Source organism: Oceanobacillus sp. NCCP-135 (genome assembly GCF_059698015.1).
The window spans coordinates 1-11,836 of sequence record NZ_BAAKSZ010000054.1 but is presented as its reverse complement, the minus strand read 5'-3'; the positions used below and the strand labels follow the sequence as shown (position 1 = coordinate 11,836).

General features: G+C 36.1%; 11 protein-coding genes and 1 pseudogene. 1 reads left to right on the top strand and 11 read right to left on the bottom strand.

Annotated elements, in window-relative coordinates; translation table 11 throughout:
- Positions 1 to 65: 65 nt before the first annotated feature.
- The 5 genes and pseudogenes from AC6HVZ_RS19125 to AC6HVZ_RS19105 form a co-directional block, all read right to left on the bottom strand.
- Positions 66 to 800: pseudogene (locus AC6HVZ_RS19125) on the bottom strand (endonuclease); the annotation flags it as partial.
- A gap of 110 nt (positions 801 to 910) precedes the next feature.
- Entirely contained in the window at positions 911 to 1,717 is an 807-nt protein-coding gene (phnE, locus tag AC6HVZ_RS19120) for a phosphonate ABC transporter, permease protein PhnE (RefSeq protein WP_497559730.1), read from the bottom strand.
- 14 nt (positions 1,718 to 1,731) lie between these two features.
- The gene (gene phnE / locus AC6HVZ_RS19115) at positions 1,732 to 2,544 is read right to left on the bottom strand and encodes a phosphonate ABC transporter, permease protein PhnE (protein WP_497559729.1); all 813 of its coding nucleotides are present in this window, start codon (positions 2,542 to 2,544) and stop codon (positions 1,732 to 1,734) included.
- The gene (gene phnC / locus AC6HVZ_RS19110; RefSeq protein ID WP_497559728.1) at positions 2,537 to 3,319 is read right to left on the bottom strand and encodes a phosphonate ABC transporter ATP-binding protein; all 783 of its coding nucleotides are present in this window, start codon (positions 3,317 to 3,319) and stop codon (positions 2,537 to 2,539) included. The genes phnE (AC6HVZ_RS19115) and phnC overlap by 8 nt, the downstream gene beginning before the upstream one ends.
- 84 nt (positions 3,320 to 3,403) lie before the next feature.
- Complete coding sequence (locus AC6HVZ_RS19105; RefSeq protein ID WP_497559727.1) at positions 3,404 to 4,459, bottom strand: phosphate/phosphite/phosphonate ABC transporter substrate-binding protein; 1,056 nt, start codon at positions 4,457 to 4,459, stop codon at positions 3,404 to 3,406.
- A gap of 552 nt (positions 4,460 to 5,011) precedes the next feature.
- Here AC6HVZ_RS19105 and AC6HVZ_RS19100 point away from each other — a divergent pair.
- Positions 5,012 to 6,586, top strand: coding sequence for a bifunctional metallophosphatase/5'-nucleotidase (locus AC6HVZ_RS19100; RefSeq protein ID WP_497559726.1), 1,575 nt, complete (start codon positions 5,012 to 5,014; stop codon positions 6,584 to 6,586).
- A 397-nt stretch (positions 6,587 to 6,983) separates the two neighbouring features.
- Here AC6HVZ_RS19100 and AC6HVZ_RS19095 read toward each other — a convergent pair whose 3' ends face one another.
- The 6 genes from AC6HVZ_RS19095 to AC6HVZ_RS19070 all read right to left on the bottom strand — a co-directional run bounded on the left by AC6HVZ_RS19095 (position 6,984) and on the right by AC6HVZ_RS19070 (position 11,739).
- Positions 6,984 to 7,820 carry an AAA family ATPase gene (locus tag AC6HVZ_RS19095; protein ID WP_497559725.1) on the bottom strand — a complete coding sequence of 279 codons (837 nt, stop codon included), beginning with the start codon at positions 7,818 to 7,820 and terminating at the stop codon, positions 6,984 to 6,986.
- A gap of 16 nt (positions 7,821 to 7,836) precedes the next feature.
- Positions 7,837 to 8,139 carry a hypothetical protein gene (locus tag AC6HVZ_RS19090; protein ID WP_497559724.1) on the bottom strand — a complete coding sequence of 101 codons (303 nt, stop codon included), beginning with the start codon at positions 8,137 to 8,139 and terminating at the stop codon, positions 7,837 to 7,839.
- Positions 8,140 to 8,928 carry a DUF6414 family protein gene (locus AC6HVZ_RS19085; RefSeq protein ID WP_497559723.1) on the bottom strand — a complete coding sequence of 263 codons (789 nt, stop codon included), beginning with the start codon at positions 8,926 to 8,928 and terminating at the stop codon, positions 8,140 to 8,142.
- 64 nt (positions 8,929 to 8,992) lie between these two features.
- Complete coding sequence (locus tag AC6HVZ_RS19080; RefSeq protein ID WP_497559722.1) at positions 8,993 to 10,018, bottom strand: restriction endonuclease; 1,026 nt, start codon at positions 10,016 to 10,018, stop codon at positions 8,993 to 8,995.
- Positions 10,019 to 10,230: 212 nt separating this feature from the next.
- Complete coding sequence (locus AC6HVZ_RS19075; protein ID WP_497559721.1) at positions 10,231 to 10,677, bottom strand: recombinase family protein; 447 nt, start codon at positions 10,675 to 10,677, stop codon at positions 10,231 to 10,233.
- A 147-nt stretch (positions 10,678 to 10,824) separates the two neighbouring features.
- Complete coding sequence (locus AC6HVZ_RS19070; protein WP_497559720.1) at positions 10,825 to 11,739, bottom strand: replicative DNA helicase; 915 nt, start codon at positions 11,737 to 11,739, stop codon at positions 10,825 to 10,827.
- Between the last annotated feature and the right edge of the window lie 97 nt (positions 11,740 to 11,836).

Sequence of the window (11,836 nt, the reverse complement as noted above, 5' to 3'; positions counted from 1 at the left end):
TCAAAAAAATAAAACCTTTATTTTTTTGCTCGTAAAACTAGAAAAGTGGCACATCGCAAAAAGCTCAAGTAAAGAATTCCTTTTGCTATTTCTGGATCTGTTATAGCGAGTGTCGAACCGGCATGCATCGTTACTGCGTTCACACCTTGAGTGATCCCAAATGTTTCTGACGAGTCCGCGACTTGATCTGCTACTACTGTTCCCGCAGCATTGTACCTGAAACGGATACCAAAGTTATCGCTTAGCCAATCGGAGCCTTCCACACCTTGCATGGCTTCAGAATGCTTTTCTTTCTCTGGCATTCCTTTAGTTGGATCATCATGTGCCCCACGACGGTAGCCATTCATCACTTCCGAAGAATCCCAGCGATTTTTATTGCGGTCGGCATTATAATGATCGGAAATAAAGAAAATACTTCCGCCATTTTCCACATACGTAATCATCGCATCCTGTTCTGCTTTTTTGAACGGAATATTTGCTTCCGGAATGACAAACACATCATAATCCTCCAAATCCTCTACAGCTAGTGGACCGTTTTTCCGAAACTCTTCAACATAATAACCATTAGCAGCTATCCCTTCAGCAAAATCGGAGAAAGCTCCATCAATCACCCAATCTGCTTGTCCAGCTGTTTGTGCATGAGTATTATCAAATAACACCTTCTTTCCGTTCGGGGTTTCCGGCTGAATGACAGGAGCTGGATCATCCATTGTCTCCGCCTGAAATGGTATTGGTAAAACGGTAATACTTACGATTAGTGTCAACAGCAACATCCATAAAGCATAAGCATTTCTTTTCACTTTTACCCTCCTAGTCAAATCATTTACTTTTTCATACCCACTCTATCAAATCATTGTTGAATTCCTATTAAAATTATGTAAATTCTTGTTTATACAACAAAATGGATATCCTATCCCCTCACCAGTTTCGTCCGAATCCGGTTGGAGAAAAATTCGACCAATAATATTAGCACAACTAAACCAATAAGAATCGAACCAACCTCAGACCACCGGTAAGCGTTCATCGCAAAAATCAGTGGCGCACCAATTCCCCCAGCACCTACAATTCCAAGAATCGATGCTTCTCTCAAGTTCATATCGAAACGGTATATGATGATGGAAAGAAATAAGGAAAAAAGCTGTGGCCAAATGCCATAACGGATTTTCTCAAATGTATTGCAGCCAATCGAGTCAAGCGACTCCAAGATATTCGTATCGAGCTCTTCAATAATGTCGACGAATAATTTAGCGAGCATCCCGATTGATGCAAGTGAAATGGTCAATACACCCGCAAATGGACCAGGCCCTGTGACCCGAATAAACATTAATCCATAAACAAGAGCTGGAATGGTACGAATGACAATTAATAAAAGTCTCGTCACACTCGCAACCGGTTTTGGCACAATCTTTGAGGCAGATAGAAATGCAAGCGGAATCGCCAATATCGAGCCCATAATCGTACCGAGAAAAGCAATTGCTATTGTTTCAATAAGTAAATACAGTACACCCTGGGATGTAAAACTGAATAATAAATCGAGATCTGGATTCAGAATCCCTCCAATAATCCCTGCAGCAATCACCAACCCGCTTTCGGAAATATTATCTAAATTCACAGTAGTGAGCGACCAAATAAATAAAATCAGGATGAGTACGGTTATGGTAAGGATATAGCGTAAATTCCGCGGTGAAGCATGAAGCTGTTTTTCAATTGCATCCATATGAATATACTCCTTTAGATTAACTTTTTACGAAAATGCTCGCTGACTTTTTCAATAAGATATACCGTAATAATCAACATGAGCAAAAGCATCCCAACTCTTGAATAGTCACGCCAGCCGAGTGATTCATTTAACAGTAATCCAATCCCACCTGCTCCAACATATCCTAGGATTGCGGCATATCTGACGTTTCCTTCGAAAGAAAACAGCGAGGTTGACAAGTAGTTAGGCAAGACCTGAGGAAAAATTGCATAACGAAATGCTTGCAGGCGACCCATTCCAATTGATTCCATCGCTTCAAAAGAGCCCATGTTTGCATTTTCAATTTGTTCGTATAATAATTTCCCAACATAAGCAATCGTAAATAGAAAAATCGCTACCGTACCTGCGAGTGTCCCGAGACCAAATATAAAAGTAGCAATCAATGCCGTAACAAGCGTCGGTAAGGTTCGGAGAATACTAAGGAAAAACTTCGTCACCGCAGCTACTCGTTTACTTACGATATTAGAGGACGCGAAATATGCCGCTGGAACGGCAGCAATCGACCCAAGAATTGAACCCAATAATGACATCTTGATGGTATCGAGGAGCGGCTTCCAAATATGATTCAAATAATCCCATGATGGTGGAATCATCTGACCGATAATCACAAAAAATTCATTCCATCTTTTAAACAGTGTATTCAAATCAAAATTCGTAAACCGAACCGAAATAATCGTTGCAAGCACCAGCAGTACGAGAATGATCGGTGCCCTTGATTTTTTCTCGTAAACGACCCTTCCATTTGGAAGCATAATTTTAGCTGGGGGGAAAATTTTATCATACATCCGTTTTCCCCTCCATTTCATTTTCATGCAATTCTTCTGTCTGCCCTTTATATATGTAATTAAGATTTTCCTCTGTTAAATCTTTCGCTTTTCCGTCATAAACAATCTTTCCTTGTCTAATCCCGATAATCCGATCCGCATATTCAAGGGCTATTTCGACATGATGAATGTTAATGATGACAGAAATATTTGTTTCACGATTTATTTTTGTGAAATCATCCATTACCTGTTTAGCTGTTACAGGGTCGAGGGATGCAATCGGCTCATCAGCTAGGATGATGTCGGGATTCTGCGCAAGCGTTCGTGCTAGAGCGACACGTTGTTGTTGTCCACCCGACAATTGATCGACACGAACATACGCTTTGTCTAAAATTCCAACTTGATCGAGAGCGGTCAGTGCTTTCACTTTATGTTCTTTCGAAAACAACCCAAGCACCTTGCTCCAATATGGAAGTTTTGGAGCGAATGACACAAGGACGTTTTTTATAACGGAGATTCTGGTAACAAGATTATAAGATTGAAAAATCATGCCAATACGCTGCCTGAATTTGCGAATTTCTTTTCCTTTCAATGAATTTACTTCCACACCGTCCACGATCAATTTGCCTTCAGATATATCATGCATCCGGTTGATACAACGAAGTAATGTGGATTTTCCAGCACCTGAAGGACCGATAACCGCAACGAATTCCCCTTTTTCTATCTGCAAATTAATATCTTCCAGTGCTTTCGTGTTATTCGGATAGGTTTTTTCAACGTTGATAAATTCTATCATCTCTTACTCTCCAATCTTGAAAAATGAGAGCATCAACAAGTGATGCTCTCATTTAATTAGCATTCTATTAAATGGTGCGTTTGATTAGTTCAGATTTTTCACCATTTCCTGCGCATCTCGCTCATTGTCATAATCAGATGAATCGGCTTCTTGATATCCTTCATGATTATAGATCGAAATGACTTCTTGTCCTTCTTCTGATTCACCAATGTTAATAAATGCTTGCTGAATGGCAGCCTTCAAGTCATCATCCATAATTTCTGAGTTCTTACTAACACTAACCGTGTCGTTATAAATAGCAGGAGTTACACCAATAACATTTGTTTCATCCCAAATGGTTCCTTCTCCGCCAAATTCATCTTGCCACTGATCTTCGTTGTCGCGTCGTGCATCTGCGTAAGTTACTACAACATCAATTTGACCCGCTGCAAGTCGTGCAAAAGAACTTCCATACGAATCGGACTGTACGACGTTATCTAGGTTTGTAATCGTATTTCCATAGTTTTCATCCAGCCATAATGCAGGGTAAATATATCCTGCCGGTGATGAAGAAGACATTACAGCCCATGACGCACTATTCACATCTTCCCAAGTCAACTCTTCCCCATTATTGACCTTTTCCGATAATTCCTGTCCTTTTTCTGATGGACCAGCGATAATCAAGGCACGGTAGCTTGTCGCCTGTTCATCGGAATCTTCTGTTGGCTTATTATCATTCCACTCTTTTGGATCATCAGATTCAATACTTAATCCAGCACGGGTTGCTGTCAACACAGCCTCTGCACCATCATCATATAACACATACGTACCACCCGGAATTAACCCAATATCCGTTGTCCCAGCTGATAGTGCTTCCCCAACAGCCTCGTAGTTTGTACCTACTGTAATATCAATTTCACCAATTTCATATCCCAATACAGACATTTCCTCTTTCAATATATCTTTCAAAGGTTCTGTTGCTGTGATAATTTCATCTGGCTCTCTTGAGGGAACAAAGCCAATGGAAAGCTTGTCAATCGACGTTCCCCCACCTTCTCCAGATTCTCCTCCAGATGAAGAACTCCCTTCATCATTTCCGCCACAAGCCGCTAATACAACAATAATTGCACTTACCATGGATAGATATAAAAATTTTTTCAAAGCAATCTCCCTCTCTTTACTTTATATTGATAAACACTAGTTTATAAAACACATATTAAAAAGGTATGAACGCCAGGTAAACATTTGTAAATTATTGTGAATGTTTTTTTACATTGAAACGGTTTCTTATCCATTCTCATCCTTTTTTATAGCCTCTTCCCTCTCCCCCAAACGCTTGGTAATTGCCTCCTTCTGTTAAAGTGACGAGATTCCTTAATAAATCTCGTTGATGTTTAATGGATGAGGCTATTCCGTAAGTACTTGCGGTTTATTCGCAATACTTTTACAAGGATTACTACTTCTGTTAAGGTTTAAACTAATGCGTGCCTTAGCACGTTGCCCAAATTCCCCCATCACTTTTTAAAATTTACTATTTTTGCGTATATTACTAATAGACAAATCTTACATTCTCATTATGTCTTATGTCACAGTTTTTGACAATAGTGTTTGAAAAATTATGGTGCATAAGTTTTACATTAAATAATTACAACAATACAGCCTTCTTTTGGTAAACTACTATTGTAACACTTCCCCAAGAAAGGATGATGATACTTGAAGAGTCAAACAAATCTTAAAGTGCTTTATACCAGCGATATTCACGGGAGCGTTCTGCCGATTAATTATGGAACGAACGAAAAGGCAGAGCTCGGTTTAGCAACATACGCTACACATGTTGAGAAAAAACGACGTGAACATGAGCAGATGATTGTGCTCGATAATGGTGATCTGATTCAAGGCACACCACTAATGACCCATTACGTAAAAAAACATGCGACAAAACCGAATCCAATGATTGCGATTATGAACCGCATCGGTCTTGATGCAGGTGTCCTCGGCAATCATGAATTTAATTTCGGGAAAACAATTTTACAGGACGCTGTCAATCAGTCGAACTATCCATGGCTGTCCGCTAATCTATTGGATGAAAAAACGAGAAAACCTTATTTCGGCCCGTCCTACATCATTAAAACATTACGTAATGGGATTAAAGTGGCAATTACCGGTGTGACAACGCATTACATTCCAAATTGGGAAACACCTGAACATATTCAAGGGATACAATTTGCCGATGCCTTTTCCACCCTACAACAGGTCGTAAAAGAAATACAATCTAACGAAGCGTATGATCTGCTCATCGCCCTCTACCATGGTGGTATCGAAAGGGATATTGAAACTGGGGAAATAACAGAAAACATAACTGGCGAGAACCAAGGGTATGAAATGGCAGATAAAATTGACGGAATCGACATCCTCTTAACCGGTCATCAACACCGCAATGTAACGGGAAAAATTCGTGATTGTCTCGTCATTCAGTCAGGAAATAATGGCGAGGCCTTTGGGGAAATTGATGTGACATTCAAGTGGAAGAAAGACCGATGGATCATAGCAAATAAACAAGCAGAAGTGAAAACGTTAGAAGGTGTAAAGGCAGATCCTGTTACTGTAAAAGAAATGGAAGAATTAGAGCAATCCACGCAAAATTGGCTGGATGAACCAATCGGGGAAATAGAAGGCGATATGATCATCCGGGACCCGTTCAAGGCAAGGGTAAGGAAGCATCCATTTATTGAATTGGTTCAAAAGGTGCAGATGGACGTGTCCGGTGTAGATATTTCAGTCACAGCCCTTTTGGGGAATGAAGCAACTGGCTTTCCTTCCAGAATAACGATGCGTGATATTGTTACAAACTATAAGTTTCCAAACACACTTGTCGTTCTATCATTAACGGGAAAGGATATCAAACAAGCCCTGGAAAAAAGCGCAAATTATTTCACGCTTGATGCAAATGGAGAGATGACCGTAAATCCAGATTATCTCATTCCAAAGCCGGAGCATTATAATTATGATATGTGGGAGGGTATCGAGTATTCTATTCGAGTTTCGAATCCTAAAGGAAGCAAAGTGGAAAACATTACGTACAAAGGGAAGCCACTCGATATGGAAGGAAATCATAATGTCGTCATGAATAATTACCGTGCAAGCGGGGGCGGCGACTTTGATATGTTTAAAAACAAACTGGTTGTAAAAGAAATTCAACAGGATATGGTGGAGTTGATTAGCAATTACATAGAGAAACGGAAAACGATTGAAGCGAGGGTGACGGATAATTTTTGGGTGGAGATTTGAGTGTGGTAGGAACTAGTGAGCGATTACTGCAACCTCGAGTGCCTTTTTAAAAATGATCAATGATGATAATGGAGCTTGGTTGTAGCACCCAGCTCCTGCTTATCACTTTTTAACACATTTTTAAACCTTTCCTCATTAATCTCAAATTACACTATTTGTGATACGGTTCACCGTGGTGATTTAAGAGGCAAAAAATTAGCATTGAGAACTAATTTCTCAATGCTTTTTTTAATTAATTCAGGTTATGATTGCTATCCCTAGATCATTCTTTACCTTAAATTAATATAAAGAAACCCTAAGATATACAGTCTAATAAAGGTCAAATACTTTATCTGCATTTGGTAATGCTATTAGCCGTTTTTGTACTCCCAATGGGAATCCAGTAATTAGCTCTATTTCATTGTTTTATATCTCGGATAAGTTCTTTCACTAATAATGAATTAATTAAATCCTCAACAAAATTTTTTATCCTCCTGTAATTTGGCGATTGCTTCATAACTTTATCTACATTACTCAATATGTACTCTATTAATCTAGCTTTAATGACTATATCTTTTTCAGTATCGTCTAATTCCTCTAAAATATTATCATAAATAAGTTCGACAATCTTAATTACACTTTCTTTGGTCAACTCATCAAATTTAATATGTTTGTTAAACCTAAAGTAAAGCGGATCACCTATAGTTCTTCTTATAGTTGTCAGATCGCTATAGTTGGATGTGCATATTATAATCGCATCTTCTAAATTTACATTGTAATTTCTATCTTTAAATACCCCTTCATCAAACATCTGATAGAAAGCGGAATACACTGTATCGAATGTTTTATCGAATTCGTCAAGTAAAATAACATTTGATTCCCGCTCCAACAAGTCCATCGCAAAACTTTTCGCATTATGTTCTTCACCAAATAAATAGTCTAGGGATTTACTATTTTGAAACATAGACATTTGTATTCTAAAAATTTTCCTTCCGCCTAAAACCCGACTAAAATATTTCGCCGATTCAGTTTTACCCACTCCAGAAGGACCAAAAAACATCAAGACTAAAGGTTCACCTTTATTACGTTTCTTATAAAGAGTATATAAAACATTCAACATTTCTTCCTTAACATTCTCTTGGCCAATAACATTTTCTGAATAATCCTGATAAATATTTACCAAAGATTCCTTTGTAATCGTAGGGTAAGTATATTGAGTAATTTCCAAATTATACTCACTATTATTTTTAGCCATTAATTTAATTTTCTCTTCAATTGTTTCTGTAGGGTTCTGTAGGGTTCTGTATAAAAATATGTTTTATATCAAAATAATTAGCAAAAGTTGTTAACATATGATTAATTATTTTTTCACCAGTTTCAGACAAGGTAGCAAAATCTGTTGAGCTTATAATAATCGACTCATAATAATCATTCAGAACTACTTTAGAACTACCATCTCCATCAGTTTTTCTGGACTCAAGTATTTCATAAAGATTAAGGGCATTTTCTTGGTGTATATTTATAATCTCTTCAAATCTACTATTGGGACCTTTAAAAATTAATATATTTCTCATTTACTCTACTCCAGCAAGAATAATATCATAAACATCGAGCTTATCACTAGTGTCGGCTTTTTGCTTATCCTTTTGTTGAAACTTTCTTTTTAGACCTTCTAATTCATCTTTATTGGATTTGGAATACGTCTCCATTAGTTTTTCAAAATTCAATAAATCCTTTTTTAATTTCCCTACCTTAATTCCATAAAAAACCAAATTCATTTGATCCAAATCCGAGACCGAATAGTTATTTCTGAATACAGAATTATTAAATCGCGTAATGATCTCCTGTCCATCGTTATTTTTAGCGAGTAATTCATAGTATCCCTTTCCAATTTTTAAAGCATCTTGCATTTTACTAATATTCATATTTATTCCGTCCCCTAAATCTACCTCCCCATCAGTAAATAATAAATAAGGTGATATCCTTTGGAAATACGCTATTGATTCCTCAACAATTTCTATTTCATAGCCTTCTAGTTTATCAATTTCCCTATTTTTCCTTCTCTGTCTATTTACAACTTTTATAAAATCAGTCAATATTGTATTAGATATACTTGATTGGACTAAATTTGTTTTTTCTCTAAACAAATTTCCATCTAGTCCTACCTTTCCATCCACATCGACTAATAATGTATCTAGTAGACGTCTAATACCTTGTCCAGCCTTTACACCCGCTCCAGCTTCCCCTTTAAAATTACCACCTGTTTTCTTTTCCTTAACTGTTTCTTCTATTAGATTCCCCCCGTTTTTAATCGAAATGAAATCCAGTGCAGACCCTTCATCAAAATAAACTACTTTTAACAATTTAATCCCACCTAAGCTATAATCCCTTATTAAATAGAATCTCTAATTACTTTGCCAAATCCATTTATTCAACTTCACTATCTAACATCCAAACTCTTTTAATAGGAATCTCCTTCTTAATTTCATCACTTAGCTTCTCATAGTTCTCAAAAATCTGTTGAATGATGGTTTTAGAATCCCAAAGGCGAACCTTAAAGAACTGCTTAGGGATTTCTTTCGTAACGGATGATTTAAAACCACTCCATGAAACTAATAATCCAAAATCTGCACTATAATTGCTCATAGTACCTATTAATTGGTCTAGTGTCGGTCTATCAAGAGGTGTATCTGATGTCTTTACTTGAACACAGATTTTTGGATTACCAAAGCCTAACGTGTCGGAAGCTGCTAATATATCTACACCCTGATCCGCACCTTCAGGACTTCTGTATGTTGTAAAACCTTTTGCTTTCAGTATTTCCTCAACTAAGTTTTCCATCTTATGACCTTTAAATCGTTGAATTATCCTTTCAGAAATCTGGTCATAAATGTATTCTTCTAAATCAATAGAAACTGTCTCTTCATTCTCTTCAACTAGTTCCTTCACATTTTTGTTTTTTGGTACATACCAATTATTATTGCGCATTTCTTTTATACGTTCTTCCGCATTATTCCTATGTATTTTACAGACTGTCATAAAAGCACCTAATGAATATAATATATCCTGATCAAAACGATCCCTTGGTATATCTTTTTCAATCCACTTTACATTGCGATAATGGTAATAAGGACTTCCAAGTGATTCATCATAAACATAATCACCAGCAACCTCACCAATATGTATTGTTCGATTAAATTTTGATGGTAAGACTACTAGATCACCTTGTTCCATTGCATGTGCAATTGGCCAAATTTGAGAAGCCCAGTTAATAGCTGTTTTTTCCTTATCTAGATCATAATGATCAATTAATCGCTTATATAGGCTTTCCTTTGATTCAATTTGTTTTAGATTTATGTTAAGATCATCCCACGTAAGATAGACTCTCTTATCATCAAGAAACTTACTTTCAAATTCCCCCTGTTTTCCTGCACGGAATAACCAAACTGTCATTTTAAAAACCCCTTTTCTAGATACCAAATCATTAGCAAATTCCCAGAATTACCCTTCCCCTAATACTATTATAACATTCTAAATAAACTACGCTTTAAAACTAACGTTAAATATACAAATGCTAGTAATACTTTATAGAACCATTTAAAAGAAGGCAACCTTCTGTTAAGATGTTGCCTTCTTATTATTGAAAAAAATATTAACAAATAAACTTAATAGTTTTCTTCTAGGGATTTTTCCATTTTAAATCTTTTTCCATCCTTAATTATTTGGCTCATTGCTTTGGCTTCACATTCATTTAAATAAGCATAAACATTTAAAGCAGTAATATCATCATTTATAAACGTATTAATTTTATTATCTACTGTAATAATATGAACTTTGGATTCACGTAACTTTCCTAATACATTAGCAATCTCATTAGTTCTAAGGATCCGTGTCGTATCAGCAGCAACAATAACGTCAATTTTTCCTTTTTGAGCGTCTTCAATCATTCTATGAAGATTTTCATTCACCTTAGTCCCAGACCCAACATCAGTATAAACAGAATCTAGCTTATAGTTTTTTCCGGAAATAAATTCCTTTATCATTTCCATTTGTTTAGTTAAAGCAACCTCATTATTTTTACTAGCAGTTCGAACATAAGCAACACATTTCATATTTTTATTTCTCTCCTTAGTATAATATTATTGATACTTGTGAAAGAAAGTATTTCTTTCACCTGTGTAAAACATTGTATCTTCATTTTTTTATATTCGAAGGGATAATTGAAAAGTTTTTAATAATTATTTTTAAATCTAGCTTAACTACATTTTAGCTAAATCTAAAAATTTACCTGTCTCCTTTAGGAATACTAATTCCACATTACCCACAGGTCCATTACGTTGCTTTGCAATATTTACTTCAATAATATTTTTGTTTTCACTATCTTTATCATAATAGTCATCACGATGAAGTAATATTATTACATCTGCATCCTGCTCAATATTTCCCGAATCCCTTAAATCGCTCATTTGAGGTCTTTTATCAGCACGATTCTCTACACCACGGTTTAGTTGACTTAATAGGATAACAGGAATATTAAGTTCCTTTGCTAACAATTTTAATTCACGAGTTATTTCTCCTATTTGAAGATCGTGTCTATTTACTGTTTTGTCTGTTTTAATTAGCTGTAAATAATCTATAATTACTAAAAAATCTTGATTCGGATCTTGTCTAACCTGACTTCTCACGTTTTGACAAATATCGTAAACTGTTTGTCTGCTGTTGTTATCACTTATCCTAAAATCCCAATCATCTATAATACCCATTGCTGTAACCGCATTATCTAATTCCTCATCAGTTAAATATTCCTTACCTTTCCGTAAAAACATTGAATCAACATTTGCTACTGAACTCATTAACCTATAGTTTAATTCATTTGCTGACATTTCAAAGGCAAAGAAAATAACTTTCGTATCATTTTTACAAGCATTCATTGCAAAATTTAGTGCTAATGCAGTTTTCCCTACGGACGGGCGAGCAGCTAATACGATTAAATTCCCTTTTTGAAAACCATCCGTCATTTTATTAAAGTCTGTAAAACCAGTGTCTATACCACTTAGACCTGACTTTGGATTATATAGTTCCTCATATATTTCATATAAAATCTCTTTATTGGATTGAAAACTAACATTTTCTTTCTCAATCAACCCATTTAAATTCACAATTAGTTGATTCAATAAATCTATATTAGGAGACCTTTGATATGATGTTGGCAGTCACGAACTATGACGGATGAAAGGTCAGCAGCATTGACGTGGCATGTGATTTACAGCC

Coding starts and splice junctions, on each gene's coding strand:
- phnE (WP_497559730.1), bottom strand. CDS start 1,717: ATGGATGCAATTGAAAAACAGCTTCATGCTTCACCGCGGAATTTACGC.
- phnC (WP_497559728.1), bottom strand. CDS start 3,319: ATGATAGAATTTATCAACGTTGAAAAAACCTATCCGAATAACACGAAA.
- AC6HVZ_RS19090 (WP_497559724.1), bottom strand. CDS start 8,139: ATGAGAAATATATTAATTTTTAAAGGTCCCAATAGTAGATTTGAAGAG.
- AC6HVZ_RS19075 (WP_497559721.1), bottom strand. CDS start 10,677: ATGAAATGTGTTGCTTATGTTCGAACTGCTAGTAAAAATAATGAGGTT.
- phnE (WP_497559729.1), bottom strand. CDS start 2,544: ATGTATGATAAAATTTTCCCCCCAGCTAAAATTATGCTTCCAAATGGA.
- AC6HVZ_RS19095 (WP_497559725.1), bottom strand. CDS start 7,820: ATGGCTAAAAATAATAGTGAGTATAATTTGGAAATTACTCAATATACT.
- AC6HVZ_RS19080 (WP_497559722.1), bottom strand. CDS start 10,018: ATGACAGTTTGGTTATTCCGTGCAGGAAAACAGGGGGAATTTGAAAGT.